Raw genomic sequence first — 15,101 nt, 5'->3', positions numbered from 1 at the left:
CGCCGGCCGGGAGACCGGCCGGGGTTCACTCGCGGTACGAGTCGTAGATCTCCTTGCACTTGGGGCAGACCGGCGAACCCGGCTTGGCCGCCTTGGTGACCGGGAACGTCTCGCCGCAGAGCGCGACGACGAAGGTGCCCATGACGGCACTCTCGGCGATCTTCTCCTTGCGGACGTAGTGGAACATCTCGGGACCGGTGTCGGCGTCCTTCAGTTCTGGACGCTCGAGAACCTCTGTGCTCACGTCTGCACCTCCAACCGTCAAGTTTGGCAGGTCATCACGGCCGGGTCCACCTGAGGCCGGCCGGAGCCCGACCCCGTACGGTGCCCGTGTGACTGACTTTCACCTCAGCTACGGCACCGAGGTCGCCGAAGCCCTGCGCGACGGCCGACCCGTCGTCGCACTGGAGAGCACCATCGTCTCGCACGGGCTACCCCGGCCGGAGAACCTGCGGGTGGCCAGGGAAATCGAGCGGGCGGTCCGGGACGCCGGTGCCGTTCCCGCGACGATCGGCATGATCGGCGGCAAGCTGGTGGTCGGCCTGGACGACGCGCAGCTGACCCGACTGGCCACGGTCGACGGAGTGACGAAGCTCTCCGTGCGCGACCTCGCGGTGGCTGCGGCGACCGGCGTGGACGGCGCCACCACCGTTGCCGCGACGAGCGCCGTGGCCGCCGCTGCCGGGATCGGGGTGTTCGCCACCGGCGGGTTGGGCGGGGTGCACCGGGAGGCCGCGCACACCTTCGACGAGTCGGCCGACCTGGTCACCCTGGCCCAGACCCCGATCGTGGTGGTCTGCGCCGGCGTCAAGTCGATCCTCGACGTGGGTGCGACGCTGGAGCGCCTGGAGACCCTCGGGGTCGCCGTGCTCGGTTACCGCACCCGCCGGTTCCCCGGCTTCTACCGCACCGATGCCGGCTTCGACCTGGACTGGTCGGTGGACTCGCCGGAGCAGGTCGCCGACGTGCTCGCCGCCCGGGACGCGCACGCGCTGCACACCGGCGGGCTGCTCGTCGCCAACCCGCTGCCGGTCGACGAACAGCTCGACCCGGAGCTGCACGACCGGACGCTCGCCGACGGTCTGGCCCTGCTGGAGCGGGACGGGATCACCGGCAAGGCCGTCACCCCGTACCTGCTCGCGCACTTCCACTCGGCCACCGAGGGCGCGAGCCTCGCCGTCAACGTCCGGATCATCCTGCGCAACGCGGACCTGGCCGCGCGGATCGCGGTGGCCGCGGCCGCCCGCGACACCGCCGCCGCGGTATGACCCGACCGGCCCGGGTGGTCGTCGTCGGGGACGTGATCACCGATGTGGTCGCCGTGCTGTCCGGGCCGCTCGCGGCCGGCTCGGACACCGGAGCCGCGATCAGTATCGGCGGCGGCGGTCAGGCGGCCAACACCGCCGCCTGGGTCGCCGCGCAGCGGGTGGACGTCACGCTCGTCGGCGCCGTCGGCGACGACGACGCCGGGCGGGACCGGGTCGCCGAGCTGGAGCGGGCGGGTGTCGACTGCGCGATCGAGCGGGTCGAGGACGTGTCGACCGGCACGGTGATGGTGTTGGCCGCCGACGACGAGCGCACCATGGTCAGCCAGCGGGGCGCGAACCTGCGGCTGAGCGTCGCGCACGTCGAGCGGGCCCTCGCGGCGGTGCCCGACGCCGGGCATCTGCACCTGTCCGCGTACACCCTGTTGGACGCCGGGTCGCGCGACGCCGGGCTGCGGGCGTTGGCCGCCGCCCGCGAGCGCGGGCTCACCACGAGCGTCGACGCGGCCTCCGCGGCGCCGCTGCGGCGGGTGGGCGCTGCGGCGTTCCTGAGTTGGGTACGCGATGTCGACCTGCTGCTTGTCAACGCGGACGAGGCCACGGTGCTGGCCGGCGGGCTGGACCCGGCGGCGCAGGGGCGGGCGCTGTCGGCGACGGCCTGGCGGGTCGTGGTGAAGCGGGGGGCGGCCGGCGCGGTCTGGGTCGACCGCAGCGCGGCCGTCTGGGTGGCTCCGGCCCGGCGGGTGGCGGTGCGCGACGTCACCGGGGCGGGCGACGCCTTCGCGGCCGGCCTGCTCACCGCCTGGCTCGCCGGCGCCACCCCGACCGTGGCGCTGAACCGTGCCACCGACCTGGGGGCGCTCGCCGTCTCCACGATTGGCGCACGGCCGCAGCCGTGACCGCTCGGACCCTGGCCCGTTCGCGGGTCAGGGTTCGACGTCGATGACCTTGTGCGGGCGCTCCTCGGCGGTGAGGCTCATCGGCGGGGTGTCGTCCTGCTGCCGAGGGTGGAACCGGTTGGCCAGCCGGTGCTCCTCCTTGGGCGGCCGGTCGTTGGCGAGCAGCACGGCCAGCCAGGGAATGAGCACCATGCCGAGGCCGCACAGCGGCAGCCACAGCCAGAGCAGTGGGGCGTTCGCACCGACCAGGATCGCGCCGACGATGATGCACAGCACCCGGATGCCCATCATCAGGACATAACGGCGCTGGCGACTGTTGAGCTGATCGTCCTGGCTGCGCGAGGCGTCGGTGATCAGAATCGGCTGGTAGGCCTGCCGCTTCACCATGGACCTCCTCGAGGGGATTACGCCCCATCCTGTCACCGCAAACCCGTGATCAGCGAAATTCGACTCATCCCATTGCGTGTTACGCGCGTGGTACGCTCCGCGACGTGGGCAGCAGGTTCAGCTTCACCGACGAGGCGTTGTCCAACCTGAGGGTCTACGACGTCACGCCCGGGGAAGTCTGGGAGGCGCTGCACAGCGCCCGACGGGTCATCCGCCACCTGGGCGACGACGTCATGGTGGTCTACGCCGTTGCCCGTCGGGGCCGCCGACTGGCGGTGCTGCTCGCCGAGGCCGATGGCACCGACAACGACTGGGACATCCTCTCCGCCCGCGAGTTGAGCGACGTCGAGTCCAAGCGCTACGACGAGGCCGTGCGGAGATCTCGGGAGACGAGGAGGCCGTGACGATGCACCGTGACGACGCGACCAAGCAGTTCCACAACGGCGGCGACCGGATCGCCGAGTTGATCGACGAGGGCCCGGGGGTGGATCTTCCCACTCCCGACACCGACGTGCCGATGGTGAGCCGATCGGTCCGGCTGCCGCTGGACACCTACGAGCGGGTGCGGGCCGCCGCCGACGCCCGGGGCATCGGGGTCACCACGCTGATGCGCCAGTGGATCGAGGCCGGCCTGGCCGACCTGGACGACTCGGCGACCGTCTCGCTGGCCGACGTCCGGCGTGCGCTGGCCTCGCTGGCGCATCCCACCGCCGCCTGAGCACACGGGTCAGCCGTCGGTGGCCTTCGCCCTGGCCGCCGCCTTCATCTGCTGCTTGAACTCCCGCACCCGACGCAGCGAGTCGACGTCGGTGACGTCGGCCACCGACCGGTACGCGCCCGGGTCGCCGTAGTCACCGGCCGCCTTCCGCCAGTCCTGCGGGGTCACCCCGAAGCGCTTGCCGAGCAGGGCCACGAAGATCTGCGCCTTCTGCCTGCCGAAGCCGGGCAGCGCCGAGACCCGGCGCAGCAGCTCCGGCCCGTCGGCGACCTCCGACCAGAGCAGTGCCGCGTCACCGTCGTAGCGCTCCACCAGCACCCGGCAGACCTCCTGCACCCGGGCCGCCATCGCCTTCGGGAACCGGTGCAGCGCGGGCGGCTGGGCGAAGAGCGCGACCAGGGCCTCCGGGTCGTACCCGGCCAGCTCCGCCGCGTCCAGCTCATGGCCGAGCCGCTGCGCCAGCACGTACGGCGAGGAGAACGCCTTCTCCATCGGAACTTGTTGATCAAGGACCATGCCGAGGAGCAGCGCCAGCGGGCTGCGCTCCAGCAGCCGGTTGGCCTCCGGGTCGATGGGCAGCACGAGCGTCATGCGGACCATCCTGCCTGGCGTACCGAGTCGGGCGGACACCGACGCTCCGACACCTTCCGGCGGGTGACGCTGACCCGGGACGCGACGGCAGGCAGGATGTCGGGGTGGACGAACACGACATGCTGCTCTCCCCCGCCGGCGTCGACGCCCTGCGCACCGCGCTGACCCGGACCGGATTCACCAGCCAGGGCATCGCCGAGCGGCTGGGCGCCCAGGCGACCGCCGCGGTCGCCCGCAACGACTACCGGGCCGCGCTGCGCGCCACCGAGGACGGCGACCCGCTCGGCACCCTGATCCGGATGTTCATCTGCGACCAGACCGAGCCGGAGTCGGCGGTGGTCGCCGCGCTGGCACCGCTGGGCCTGGCGGAGGCCCTCGCTGGCGGGCTGGTCGAGCGGTACGGCGACGGCCTGCGTGCCGGCGTCGACCTGGAGCCGTACGGCGAGGACTGGTGGGTGCTCGCCGACGTGTCGGCGAGTGCCCGCCCGGGTCGCCCGTTGCACGCCGAGCACGTCCTCGGCATCGGCGGGGCCACCCAGACCCTGATCGGCGCGACCATGCGCCGGCCGGTCGACACCGCACTGGACCTGGGCACCGGCTCCGGCGTGCAGGCCCTGCACCTGTCGACCCACGCCAGGTCGGTGACCGCCACCGACCTCTCCGAGCGGGCGCTGCGCTTCGCCGCGACCACCGCCGCCCTCAATGGGCAGGACTGGGAGCTGCTCCGCGGTGACCTGGTGGCCCCGGTGGCCGGCCGGCGGTTCGACCTGGTGGTGAGCAACCCGCCGTTCGTTGTCGGTCCGGGCACCACCACGCACGTCTACCGCGACTCCGGTCGGGTCGGTGACGCGATCGGCGCGGAACTGGCCGCCGCCGCCCCGGGCCTGCTCACCGAGGGCGGCACCATGCAGTACCTGGCGAACTGGGTGCACGTCGCCGGCGAGGCGTGGGACGAGCGGGTGGCCGACTGGTTCGCCGGGACCGGCCTGGACGCCTGGGTGATCCAGCGCGAGGTGGCCGACCCGATGGCCTACGTCGACCTGTGGCTCACCGACGTCGGCGAGACCGCCGACCCGCAGCGGATGGCCGCCTGGCTGGACTGGTTCGACGCGCACAAGGTGGAGGGGATCGGCTTCGGCATCGTGTCCCTGCGCCGAGGCGGACACGCCGACCCGGTGGTCCGGGTGGAGGACCTGCGCCAGCGGGTGCAGCCACCGCTGGGCGACCAGGTCGCCGCCTGGTTCGACCGCCAGGACTTTCTCCGGGTACGCGACACCGAGGCGTTGCTCGCCGAGCGCTACCGGGCCGCCGAGGGTCTCCAGCTACGGCAGGAGGCCACCATGGGTGACGAGGGTTGGGCGGTGGACCGGCAGGTCCTGGCGATGCCGCACGGCCTGCGCTGGACCGAGGAGATCGACCCACTGGTGCTGGCGCTTGTCGGTGGCGCCGACGGCCGGCTGCCGCTGCGTGACCAGCTCGCCCTGCTCGCCGCCGCGCACGACGTCGAGCCCGACGAGATGGCCGAGGCCGCCGGCCCGATCGTGGCGCACCTGCTGGAGCGCGGCTTCATCGAGGCGGTGACCGCCTGATGCGTGCGGTGGTGCAGACCGTCGGGCGGGCCAGCGTGACGGTGGACGGCGAGGTGGTCGGCGCGATCGAGAACGGCCTGCTGGTGCTGCTCGGGGTGACCCACACCGACACCGCGGAGACCGCTCGGACGATGGCCCGCAAGGTGCATGAGCTGCGCATCCTGGACGACGAACGGTCCGCCGCCGACACCGGCGCGCCGATCCTCGTGGTCAGCCAGTTCACCCTCTACGGCGACGCGCGCAAGGGCCGCCGGCCGAGCTGGACGGCGGCCGCCCCCGCCGAGGTGGCCGAACCACTGGTGACAGCGGTGGTCGACGCCCTACGCGAACGAGGAGCGAAGGTGGAGACCGGTCGCTTCCGCACCCACATGCTGGTGGAAAGCACCAACATCGGCCCCCGAACCCTCCTCCTGGACCTCTGACCCACCCACCCCTGACCCCTGGTTGATCATGAGGTTGACGGGTCCTTTGAAGATCGAATCGCCGGTCAACCTCATGATCACCGGACAGGCGGCGGGCGGGGCGGGGTGGGGTGGGGTGGGGTGGGGTCAGGAGAAGAGGCCTCGGCGGGACAGGGACTGGCGGAGCCAGTTGTCCAGTTCGGCGGTCCAGTCGGTGCGATCGGCGGTGGCGTGGTCGACGGTGAACCGGCCGAAGGCGTCCCGACCCTCGGTGAAGACACCACCGCGCTTGTCGACCTCCAGCACCACCTGCATCTGGTGGGCGTCGGCGACGAAGGTGACCTCCAACTGGTTGATCGAGCGGGCGTACTGCGGCGCCGGGCCGAACTCGATCTCCTGGTAGAACGGCAACGTCTGCCGTACGCCGTAGATGTGCCCACGCTCCACATCGGCGCGTGCGAACCGGAAACCCAGCCGCAGCAACGCGTCCAGTAGTCGTTCCTGAGCGGGCAGCGGGTGCACCGACACCGCGTCCAGGTCGCCCTTGTCGACCGCGCGGGCAACCTCCAGCTCGGTACGCAGCCCCATCGTCATGCCGTGCAGGTGCTGCCCGTACAGCTCGGTGACCGGTGTCTCCCACGGCACGTCGAAACGGAACGGGATGTCGTGGCGCTGCCCCGGCTCCAGCCGGAACGCGCCGGTGACCTGCTGGCGGTGGAACTCCTGGGTGGTGTCGTAGTCGTTGTCGCCGCTCTCGACCTCGACCCGGGTGACCAGGCCGAGGGCGACGTGGTCGATGTCGACCTGGTGGTCACCGCCGACCACCTGGATGCGGCCCTCCAACTGGCCGCCCGGGCGGCAGTTCAGGTCGGCCAGCACCGTCTCCACCGACGGGCCGCCGACCCCCATCGCCTTCATGAGCCGCTTGAAGACCACACCGTCCTCCAACTGTGACCGTGCCGACCGAGGTGGCCGACCGTCCGCAACGTAGCCGTGGCGGGCAAGCACAGACCGGGACGACACTCCGCACCAACGATCCGACCCAATTCCTGTCGGGTGCCCGATCGCCTCACTCCCGTTTTACGCCCCGCCCGCCAAGCTGTGTCTCACACCGGCACCACTGGGCCGGAGACACGGCACAGACGTGGAAACGGGGAGAGACAGAGATGGTCCTGCAGATGACGGAACACCGGATGCGCCCGGCCACCACGACCGACACCGACGGGACCTCCGAGGTCCTCGCCGACCTGGACGCCACCGACGAGCGTGGCATCTCCACCGACCTGGTCCGGGCGTACCTCAACGGGATCGGCCGGACGAAGCTGCTGACCGCCGCCCAGGAGGTCGACCTGGCCCGGCGGATCGAGGCCGGCCTGTTCGCGGACGAGAAGCTGCGCACCTGCACCCCGGTCTCCGAGGAGTTGCGGGCCGACCTGGAACTCGTCGTCGCGGAGGGCCGGGCGGCCAAGGACCACCTGTTGGAGGCGAACCTGCGGCTGGTGGTCAGCATCGCCAAGCGCTACACCGGCCGTGGCATGGCGTTCCTCGACCTGATCCAGGAGGGCAACCTCGGCCTGATCCGGGCGGTGGAGAAGTTCGACTACGCCAAGGGCTACAAGTTCTCCACGTACGCCACCTGGTGGATCCGGCAGGCGATCACCCGGGCCATGGCCGACCAGGCCCGCACCATCCGCATCCCGGTGCACATGGTCGAGCAGGTCAACCGGATGGTCCGGGCCCGCCGCGAGCTGGCGGTGACGCTGGGCCGCGAACCGACAGTCGCCGAGGTCGCCCGCGCCCTGGAGATCCCCGAGGTCCAGGTCATCGAGCTGATCTCCTACGACCGGGAGCCGGTCAGCCTGGACCAGGCCGTCGGCGACGACGGGGAGAGCGCGCTCGGCGACTTCGTGGCCTCGGTGGACCCGCGCACCGAGCCGGTCGACGCCGCCGCCCAGGGCGAGCTGCGCAACGAGGTCAGCATCGTGCTCGCCACCCTGTCCCAGCGGGAGCAGGCGGTCATCCGGTTGCGGTTCGGTCTGGACGATGGCCGGCAGCGCACGCTCGACGAGGTCGGCCGCGAGTTCGGCCTGTCGCGGGAGCGGATCCGGCAGATCGAGAAGGTGACGCTGCTGAAGTTGCGTGCCCCGGAGCGGGCGCAGCGCCTGGAGGCGTACGCCTGCTGACGCACCCCGGTTCCCACGGAAGGTCCTGGCGGTTCGCCGGGGCCTTCCGTGCTGTGATGGTGCGGCGACTCGCCCCACTGCGGCCATCGGTGCTCGAAACGAGGAGAGCGACAATGAACTGGACGTTGGAAGTGGTGATCGTGCCGGTCTCCGACCTGGACCGGGCGAAGGCGTTCTACGCCGACCAGCTCGGCTTCACAGTGGATCACGACACGGTGATCAGCGACGAGGCGCGGATCATCCAGTTGACCCCGCCCGGCTCCGGCTGCTCCATCGTGATCGGCAAGGGTGTCGTCCCGGACATGCCACCGGGCTCACTCAAGGGCCTGCAACTGGTGGTGCCCGACCTGAGGCGGGCCCGCGAGGAACTGGTCGAGCGAGGTGTGCCGGTGAGCGAGATCCAGGTGGTGGGTCAGAATCCCCGGTCGGTGCCGGACCCGCTGGACAACGTCGGTTTCGTCTTCTTCACCGACCCGGACGGCAACTCGTGGGGCGTCCAACAGATTTCCAGCCGGCCCTGACTCTCAGAGGCGGCGGGGGCCGGTGTCCGGGCGGGCGGCAACGCCGCCCACCTGGAGCTGGGCGTGCAGGACCGCGATGCCGTCCGGACGGGCGAGCACCGGGTTGAGGGTCAACGACCGCACGCGGGGCTGCTCGTCGGCGAGCTGACCCACCCGCAGCAACAGGTCGGCCAGGGCCTTGCGGTCGACCGGCGCGGCACCCCGGTGCCCGCGCAGCAGCGGCGCCGCCCGCGGCTCGTCGACCAGTTCGGCCGCGTCGGTGTCGGTGAGCGGCACCGCCCGCCAGGCCCGATCGCCCAGCAGCTCGGTGGCGACCCCACCGAGACCGAAGCCGACCACCGGCCCGAACGCCGGATCCTCCACCAGCTCCACCACGCAGGCCACCCCGGGCGGGACCATCGGCTGGATCAGCGCGTCCGCGCCGAAGGCAGCGGCCAGTTCGGCGTACGCCCGGCGCAGAGCCGGCTCGTCGGGCAGGTCGAGCCGGACCGCGCCGAGGTCGAGCCGGTGCCGCAGCCCGGGGGCAGCCGCCTTGAGCGCCACCGGGTAGCCCAGCAGTGCCGCCGCGTCGACCGCAGCGTCGACCGAGTCGACGGGCACCGACGCCACCACGTCGATCCCGTACGCGGCCAGCAGCGCCCCGGGGTCGGTGGCGTCGGGACGGAACGCGGCAGACGCGGCGACCCGGTCGATACCTGACAACTCGGGTACGACCCCGGGCGGGCGGCGTAGCCACTCGGCGTACCGGTGCACCAGGGCGAGAGCCCGCACCGACTCCTCCACTCCCCCGTACGCGGGCACCCCCGGCGACAGCCGCCCGGCCAGAGACGTCGCCACTGTCGGCTTGCCCAGCGCGAGGGCCGCCGGTAGGGCGGCGGTCACGTCCGCGTCCACATCGGTCCGCTGGCCGGGCAGCGGCGGGGCGAAGACCACCACCAGGGCGTCCACCTGGTCGTCGCGGGCCGTCTCGGCGAGAGCGGCGGCGAACTCGGCGGCACCGGCGCTCGGCCCGACGTCGCGGGGATAACCGTCGGCCACCGTGAGGCCATGCCCGACGCAGGCGGTGGCGGCCAGGCCGGTCAGGGCCGAGGAGTTGCCCACCACACCGACCCGGCCGCCGACCGGCAACGGCTGGTCGGCCAGCAGCACACCCACGTCGAGCAGTTCCGGCACGGTATCCACCCGGATCACCCCGGACTGGGCGAAGAGCGCGGCCACCGCCACCTCGTCCGGCCCGGCGGTGTCACCGACCCCCACCGGGCGGGCCGGCGAGGCGAGCGCGACGACAGGTTTGGCCCGGCCGATCCGCCGGGCCAGCCGGGCGAACTTGCGCGGGTTGCCGAAGGTCTCCAGATACAACATGATCACGTCGGTGCCGGGATCGTCCTGCCAGTACTGCAGAAGGTCGTTGCCGGAGACGTCGGCCCGGTTGCCGGCCGAGACGAAGCTGGACAAGCCGAGGCCACGCCGGTCCGCCTCGGCGAGCAGCGCCACCCCGAACGCGCCGGACTGACTGAAGATGCCCACCCGGCCCGCCGGCGGTAACGCCGGGGCGAGGGTGGCGTTGAGGCGTACCGTCGGGTCGGTGTTCGCCACGCCGAGACAGTTCGGGCCGACCACCCGCATGCCGGCGGCGTGCGCCGCGCGGACCAGCGCCCGCTGCGTGGCCGCGCCCTCGGCCCCGGCCTCGGCGAAGCCGGCCGAGATGACCACCAGACCGTGCACCCCCGCGGCGGCGGCGTCGGCGACCACAGCGGTCGCCGCCTCCGGCGGGACCGCCACCACCGCCAGGTCCACAGGCGTGCCCGCGTCGACCGCCGACCGGTACGCGGGCAGGCCCGCCACTGTCGACGCGCTCGGATGCACCGGCACCACCGTGCCGGTGAAACCGCCGTCGCGCAGATGCCCGAGCACCGCCGCGCCGACGCCCTGGCCGGTGGCGCTGGCACCGTAGACGACGATGCCACGCGGGGCGAGCAGCCGGGCGATCGAGCGGGCCTCGGTGCGGTGCTCCCGGCCACGCTGCACCTCAAGCGTGGCGTCGGTGGGCGCGATCGGGAAGCTCAGGTGCACCACACCGTCGGCGTACTCGCGCTGGACCTGGTAACCGAAGTCGGCGAAGACCCGCAACATCGTCCCGTTGGTCGGCAACACCTCGGCGACGAAGCTCATGATGTCGTTGCGGCGGGCGGTGTCGGCCAGGTGCTCCATCAGCACCGAACCGATGCCCCGGCCCTGGTAGGCGTCCTCCACCACGAAGGCCACCTCCGCGTCCGGCGCCTGCGGGCCGAGCCGCTCGTACCTGCCGACCGCGACGATCCGGTCGGCGGCCAGCACCACGAACGCCTCCCGGTCGTGGTGGTCGACGGTGACGAACCGGATCAGGTCCCGTTCCGGGATGCGCGGGTACGGGGAAAAATACCGAAGGTAGCGGGTGCGCTCGGAGAACCGGCTGTGCATCGCCACGATGCCCGGCGCGTCAGCCGGCTCGATCGGCCGCAACTGGACGGTGCTGCCGTCGCTGAGCAGCACGTCCACCGGCTGGTCCACTGTCGTCACCGGCGCAGCCCTCCCCCGCCCGGCTCAGTCCCGCGGATCGTACGGATCGAGCCCGAGCAGCGGAAAGACCGCCTTGCGGGTCGCCGCGACCGCCCGGTCCACCGCGTTCGGCTCGCCGGTCGGCTGCCACGGCTCGTACGACGGGTCCGCGTCGTCGGTCATCCGCAGCGGCACCTCCCGGCCCAGACGACGGGAGGCGACCAGCTCCCGCCAGGCCGGCGGGGTGAGCGTGGCCGGATCGATCGGGTCGCCGGTGGCCACGGCCAGTAGCTGACTCCAGGCCCGGGGCACCACCTCGACAAGCGCGTACCCGCCGCCGCCGGTGGCCACCCACCGACCGTCGCACAACTCGTCGGCGAGCGCGCGCAACGCCAGGTAGGTGGCCCGCTGCCCGTCCACCGTCAGGTTGAGGTCGGCGAGCGGATCCAGTCGGTGCCCGTCGGCGCCGCACTGGGTGACAAGCACCTGCGGCCGGAACGCGCGCAGCACCGACGGCACGATCGCGTGGAACGCCCGCTGCCAGCCGGCGTCGTCGACGCCCGGCGGCAACGGCAGGTTGACCGCGGTGCCCTGCGCGCCCGGCCCGCCCGTCTCGTCCGGGAAACCCGTGCCCGGGAAGAGCGCCAGCGGGGTCTCGTGCACGCTCACCGTGAGCACCCGGGGGTCGTTCCAGAAGATCTGCTGCACACCGTCGCCGTGGTGCACGTCGACGTCCACGTACGCGATCCGCTCCGCGCCCAGGTCGAGCAGGCGGGCGATGGCCACCGCGGGGTCGTTGTAGACACAGAAGCCGGACGCGCGGGCGGGCATCGCGTGGTGCAGGCCACCGGCCACGTTCACCGCTCGCCGGGCGTCACCACGCCAGACCGCCTCCGCGGCGGCCACCGTCGCGCCGGCGATCAGCGCGCTGGCCTCGTGCATCCCCTCGAAGATCGGGTTGTCGGACGTGCCCAGCCCGTACCCGGCGAAGAGCGGATCGCGGGGCGCGGCCCGCACCGCGGCCAGGTAGGCAGGGTCGTGCACCCGGGTGAGCAGGGCGTCGTCGGCCGGCTCCGGTTTGACCATCCGCACCCCGGGCCGGGCCAGGATGCCCAGCTCCCGGGCCAGCGCGACGGTCAGCTCCACCCGGACCGGGTCGAGCGGATGGTCACCCATGTCGTAGGCGAGCAGCGACTCGTCCCACACCACCACCGTGTCGTCGGACATGAGCCCATCGTCGCACGAGGACCATCCCCGACCCACCGCACGCGCTGGTCAGCGCCCAGGTGTCGGCCCGGAGGCGATCGGACGCGCCGGGTCGGCCACCCAGTTGCTCCACGATCCAACGTAGAGCGCCGCATCGGTGCGGCCGGCCAGGTGCAGCGCGAGCACCGCCTGCGCGGCGGTCACCCCGGAGCCGCAGTACGCCCCGACGCCCCGCGCCCCGGTCACCCCCACGGCGGCGAACCGCTCACGCAGCGCCTCGGCGGCCGGGAAGCGCCCGTCCGGGCCGACGTACTCTCCGGCGGGCAGGTTCGCCGCCCCCGGCACGTGCCCGGCGACCGGGTCGATCGGCTCGACCTCGCCCCGGTAGCGGGGCGCCGCCCGCACGTCGAGCAGCACCGCGTCGTCCGCGGCGGCCAGCTCGGCGGCCTGCCCCGCGTCGAGCACCGGAAGGTCACCGGGGCGTACCACGACGTCGCCGGGGGGCGGGGCGGGCGCATCGGTGGAGACGGGCCGGCCGGCGGCGACCCAGGCCGGGTAGCCGCCGTGCAGCAGTCGCACCTGCCGGTGCCCCGCCCAGCGCAGCGTCCACCAGGCCCGCGCGGCGGCCAGGCCGTCGCCTCCGTCGTACACGACCACCGGGTGACCGGCGCGGACACCGGCGGCCCGCAGCGCGGCCTGGAGGGCGGCCGGGTCGGGCAGCGGGTGCCGGCCGCCGGCGCCGGGCGGCCCGCAGAGCGCGGTGTCCAGGTCGACGAAGACCGCGCCGGGCAGGTGGCCGGCGCGGTAGTCGTCACGACCGGGTGGGCCGACGAGCCGCCAGCGAACGTCGAGCAGGGTGGGCGGATCGGCCTGGTCAAGCTCGGCGGCGAGCCGATCGGCTTCGACCAGCGGCTCCTGGGTATCGGACATGGCGACCATCCAACACCATTCACGTCGAGGGCACGCGGTTCGGCGGCGGCCGCCGGGCCACCACCCGGGGTACCATCGTGCACCGGAGGGCCGCTGACGTTATGAAGTCTCACGACCTGGTCGACACGACCGAAATGTACCTGCGCACCATCCTCGAACTGGAAGAGGAAGGTGTGCCGCCGCTGCGTGCCCGCATCGCCGAACGGCTGCAGCAGAGCGGCCCCACCGTGAGCCAGACCGTCGCCCGGATGGAGCGCGACGGCCTCCTCACGGTCGAGGGCGACCGGCACCTGACGCTCACCGTGCAGGGCCGCGGCAGCGCCGTGTCGGTGATGCGCAAGCACCGCCTCGCCGAGCTGCTGCTTGTCAACGTCATCGGGATGCCCTACGAGGAGGCCCACGAGGAGGCCTGCCGCTGGGAGCACGTGATGAGCGACGCGGTGGAGAAGCGGGTGTACGACCTGCTCAACCGGCCGACCCGCTCCCCGTACGGCAACCCGATCCCGGGGCTACAGGAGCTGGGCTCGCCGGCGGCGGAGGCCACCGAGGCCGTCGAGGGCGAGCGCAACCTGGCCTTCCCCGGCCTCTCCGGGCCGGTCGTGGTGCGCCGGATCTGCGAGAGCGTGCAGAAGGACGCCGACGTGCTGCGTCAACTGCACGCCGCCGGTGTCGACCCGGGCGCCACGGTGACCGTGGCACAGGAGCGCGACGGGGTGTCGATCGACCGGTCGGGCGACCGGGTGCGACTGCCCCGCGAGGTCGCCTCCCGGGTCTTCGTCGCCGCCAACTGACCAACCGGCCACCCGGGCGTCACAACGCCCGGGTGTCCACCTTCTTGGCCAGTACGGCCAGGTCACCTGCCACCTTCTCCGCGGCCGTGCGTTCGCTGCCACGCGCACCGGTCCAGCTCAACGTGGCCAGGCGCCCGTCGGTGGCCAGCCAGCCCACTTCGGCGACCGGCCCGTGCCCACTCGCCGCGGCGGTGGTCCGCCGGTACGCCTGCTGACCCAACCCGGTGAGCTTCGCCGCCTTGTCCGGCACCACGTCCGCGCCGAAGGTGGTCTTGTCGATACTGGTCTCGGACACACTGAGCGTCAGCTCCGGCAGCGCCGCGCCTCCGGCGCGCACCACGCAGGTGTGCGTGTCGCCCAGCTCGCTGGCCGCCGCCACGTCGAAGCGCACCTTCACCACCTGCTCGATCAGCGCGAAGTCCAACAGCCGGCAGGCGCCGCCCGAGGAGGCCGCCACCACGTCCACCGCGATCGGCACCGGCGGCGGCACCGCCACCGGCTCGGCCTCGGCGGCGCAGCCGCTCACCAGCAGCCCCGCCAGCCCTCCGACCACGATCCGCCCGCGCACGCTCCACCCTCTCGCCGACCGACGGCGGAAGGCGCCCGCCGGATGTCCGTCGGACACCGTACGGGGTGTCGGTGTCCGGCGGAAGCCCTCGTTGCGCCGGTCTGTCCGTGCTTATCCGGACGGTGGATCGTCCACGTACGGGCAGTGCCGGCAGCCGCGCCCGCAGCAGGTGCCGCGCCGGGCCAGGAAACCGGCGCTGAGCACGAACAGCCCCGTCGCCGGGTCGAGGTAGCCAGCCTCCCCGGCGGTCAGCGCGGCGGCGTGGATGGCCAGGATCCGGGCCCGGTCGGGGTGCGCGGGCGACAGCCGGGACGGGTGCGGCTCGGTGAGCGGCCGATCCGCCAGGGGTCGTCGCTCCTCGGTCACCAGCAGCAGTCCTTCCGGGTCACCCGCAGCAGTCTAGGGGCGGCCCGGCGTGGGCGACTCAACCGTGCCGGGCCAGGGCGGCGAGGGCTGTGGAATTGCGGTGCCGGACGGGTCGCATCCCGATACAGTCCGCAGGCCGCCGACCGGC

General features: G+C 72.9%; 18 protein-coding genes. 9 read left to right on the top strand and 9 right to left on the bottom strand.

The window, feature by feature from the left end; translation table 11 throughout:
* Positions 1–25 precede the first annotated feature (25 nt).
* Positions 26–244 carry a DUF3039 domain-containing protein gene (locus AB0F61_RS01080; protein WP_007456912.1) on the bottom strand — a complete coding sequence of 73 codons (219 nt, stop codon included), beginning with the start codon at positions 242–244 and terminating at the stop codon, positions 26–28.
* Between the two features lie 88 nt (positions 245–332).
* On the opposite strand from AB0F61_RS01080, the gene AB0F61_RS01075 reads away from it, so the two are divergent.
* Positions 333–1,268: a pseudouridine-5'-phosphate glycosidase gene (locus tag AB0F61_RS01075; protein WP_357801890.1), complete on the top strand. Its 936-nt coding sequence runs from the start codon at positions 333–335 to the stop codon at positions 1,266–1,268.
* Positions 1,265–2,164, top strand: coding sequence for a PfkB family carbohydrate kinase (locus AB0F61_RS01070; protein WP_357801888.1), 900 nt, complete (start codon positions 1,265–1,267; stop codon positions 2,162–2,164). The genes AB0F61_RS01075 and AB0F61_RS01070 overlap by 4 nt, the downstream gene beginning before the upstream one ends.
* 27 nt (positions 2,165–2,191) lie before the next feature.
* Here AB0F61_RS01070 and AB0F61_RS01065 read toward each other — a convergent pair whose 3' ends face one another.
* Entirely contained in the window at positions 2,192–2,551 is a 360-nt protein-coding gene (locus tag AB0F61_RS01065; protein ID WP_030337423.1) for a DUF3099 domain-containing protein, read from the bottom strand.
* Positions 2,552–2,655: 104 nt separating this feature from the next.
* Here AB0F61_RS01065 and AB0F61_RS01060 point away from each other — a divergent pair, with 104 nt between their 5' ends.
* Entirely contained in the window at positions 2,656–2,955 is a 300-nt protein-coding gene (locus AB0F61_RS01060; protein WP_357801886.1) for a hypothetical protein, read from the top strand.
* Between the two features lie 2 nt (positions 2,956–2,957).
* Positions 2,958–3,269 carry a hypothetical protein gene (locus tag AB0F61_RS01055; RefSeq protein WP_357802094.1) on the top strand — a complete coding sequence of 104 codons (312 nt, stop codon included), beginning with the start codon at positions 2,958–2,960 and terminating at the stop codon, positions 3,267–3,269.
* A 9-nt stretch (positions 3,270–3,278) separates the two neighbouring features.
* Here the strand turns inward: AB0F61_RS01055 and AB0F61_RS01050 are convergent, their stop codons facing one another.
* On the bottom strand, positions 3,279–3,869 hold the full coding sequence (locus tag AB0F61_RS01050; protein WP_357801885.1) for an HhH-GPD-type base excision DNA repair protein: 591 nt from the start codon (positions 3,867–3,869) through the stop codon (positions 3,279–3,281).
* Between the two features lie 95 nt (positions 3,870–3,964).
* On the opposite strand from AB0F61_RS01050, the gene AB0F61_RS01045 reads away from it, so the two are divergent.
* Positions 3,965–5,449, top strand: a complete 1,485-nt coding sequence (locus AB0F61_RS01045; RefSeq protein ID WP_357801883.1) for a methyltransferase — start codon at positions 3,965–3,967, stop codon at positions 5,447–5,449.
* Complete coding sequence (gene dtd, locus AB0F61_RS01040) at positions 5,449–5,871, top strand: D-aminoacyl-tRNA deacylase (protein ID WP_357801881.1); 423 nt, start codon at positions 5,449–5,451, stop codon at positions 5,869–5,871. The genes AB0F61_RS01045 and dtd overlap by 1 nt, the downstream gene beginning before the upstream one ends.
* A gap of 126 nt (positions 5,872–5,997) precedes the next feature.
* On the opposite strand, the gene AB0F61_RS01035 is transcribed toward dtd, so the two are convergent.
* Complete coding sequence (locus AB0F61_RS01035) at positions 5,998–6,786, bottom strand: sporulation protein (RefSeq protein ID WP_357802091.1); 789 nt, start codon at positions 6,784–6,786, stop codon at positions 5,998–6,000.
* Positions 6,787–7,028: 242 nt separating this feature from the next.
* Between AB0F61_RS01035 and sigB the strand changes: the two genes are divergently transcribed.
* Both sigB and AB0F61_RS01025 read left to right on the top strand, forming a co-directional pair.
* Entirely contained in the window at positions 7,029–8,033 is a 1,005-nt protein-coding gene (gene sigB / locus AB0F61_RS01030; protein WP_357801878.1) for an RNA polymerase sigma factor SigB, read from the top strand.
* A gap of 113 nt (positions 8,034–8,146) precedes the next feature.
* Positions 8,147–8,554, top strand: a complete 408-nt coding sequence (locus AB0F61_RS01025; protein WP_357801876.1) for a VOC family protein — start codon at positions 8,147–8,149, stop codon at positions 8,552–8,554.
* A 3-nt stretch (positions 8,555–8,557) separates the two neighbouring features.
* Here the strand turns inward: AB0F61_RS01025 and AB0F61_RS01020 are convergent, their stop codons facing one another.
* Genes AB0F61_RS01020 through AB0F61_RS01010 form a run of 3 tightly spaced genes read right to left on the bottom strand, consistent with a single transcriptional unit; the run spans position 8,558 to position 13,228 of the window.
* Complete coding sequence (locus tag AB0F61_RS01020) at positions 8,558–11,113, bottom strand: GNAT family N-acetyltransferase (protein ID WP_357801873.1); 2,556 nt, start codon at positions 11,111–11,113, stop codon at positions 8,558–8,560.
* A gap of 24 nt (positions 11,114–11,137) precedes the next feature.
* Positions 11,138–12,319, bottom strand: coding sequence for an acetoin utilization protein AcuC (locus AB0F61_RS01015; protein WP_357801870.1), 1,182 nt, complete (start codon positions 12,317–12,319; stop codon positions 11,138–11,140).
* A 48-nt stretch (positions 12,320–12,367) separates the two neighbouring features.
* Entirely contained in the window at positions 12,368–13,228 is an 861-nt protein-coding gene (locus AB0F61_RS01010; protein WP_357801868.1) for a sulfurtransferase, read from the bottom strand.
* A gap of 101 nt (positions 13,229–13,329) precedes the next feature.
* Between AB0F61_RS01010 and AB0F61_RS01005 the strand changes: the two genes are divergently transcribed.
* The gene (locus AB0F61_RS01005; RefSeq protein ID WP_355032859.1) at positions 13,330–14,019 is read left to right on the top strand and encodes a metal-dependent transcriptional regulator; all 690 of its coding nucleotides are present in this window, start codon (positions 13,330–13,332) and stop codon (positions 14,017–14,019) included.
* Between the two features lie 19 nt (positions 14,020–14,038).
* On the opposite strand, the gene AB0F61_RS01000 is transcribed toward AB0F61_RS01005, so the two are convergent.
* Positions 14,039–14,587 carry a hypothetical protein gene (locus AB0F61_RS01000; protein WP_357801864.1) on the bottom strand — a complete coding sequence of 183 codons (549 nt, stop codon included), beginning with the start codon at positions 14,585–14,587 and terminating at the stop codon, positions 14,039–14,041.
* Positions 14,588–14,698: 111 nt separating this feature from the next.
* Entirely contained in the window at positions 14,699–14,953 is a 255-nt protein-coding gene (locus AB0F61_RS00995; protein ID WP_357801862.1) for a DUF5522 domain-containing protein, read from the bottom strand.
* Positions 14,954–15,101 lie beyond the last annotated feature (148 nt).

This window comes from Micromonospora sp. NPDC023888 (assembly GCF_040639415.1).
Taxonomy (GTDB): Bacteria; Actinomycetota; Actinomycetes; order Mycobacteriales; family Micromonosporaceae; genus Micromonospora.
Note: the sequence above shows the minus strand (reverse complement) of the source record. Positions and strands in the feature narration are given on the sequence as shown.

Excerpts from the sequence above, each read along its gene's own strand:
- AB0F61_RS01065 (WP_030337423.1), bottom strand. The coding sequence starts at position 2,551 with ATGGTGAAGCGGCAGGCCTACCAGCCGATTCTGATCACCGACGCCTCG.
- AB0F61_RS01070 (WP_357801888.1), top strand. The coding sequence starts at position 1,265 with ATGACCCGACCGGCCCGGGTGGTCGTCGTCGGGGACGTGATCACCGAT.
- dtd (WP_357801881.1), top strand. The coding sequence starts at position 5,449 with ATGCGTGCGGTGGTGCAGACCGTCGGGCGGGCCAGCGTGACGGTGGAC.
- AB0F61_RS01050 (WP_357801885.1), bottom strand. The coding sequence starts at position 3,869 with ATGGTCCGCATGACGCTCGTGCTGCCCATCGACCCGGAGGCCAACCGG.
- AB0F61_RS01005 (WP_355032859.1), top strand. The coding sequence starts at position 13,330 with ATGAAGTCTCACGACCTGGTCGACACGACCGAAATGTACCTGCGCACC.
- sigB (WP_357801878.1), top strand. The coding sequence starts at position 7,029 with ATGACGGAACACCGGATGCGCCCGGCCACCACGACCGACACCGACGGG.
- AB0F61_RS01015 (WP_357801870.1), bottom strand. The coding sequence starts at position 12,319 with ATGTCCGACGACACGGTGGTGGTGTGGGACGAGTCGCTGCTCGCCTAC.
- AB0F61_RS01055 (WP_357802094.1), top strand. The coding sequence starts at position 2,958 with ATGCACCGTGACGACGCGACCAAGCAGTTCCACAACGGCGGCGACCGG.
- AB0F61_RS01025 (WP_357801876.1), top strand. The coding sequence starts at position 8,147 with ATGAACTGGACGTTGGAAGTGGTGATCGTGCCGGTCTCCGACCTGGAC.
- AB0F61_RS01010 (WP_357801868.1), bottom strand. The coding sequence starts at position 13,228 with ATGTCCGATACCCAGGAGCCGCTGGTCGAAGCCGATCGGCTCGCCGCC.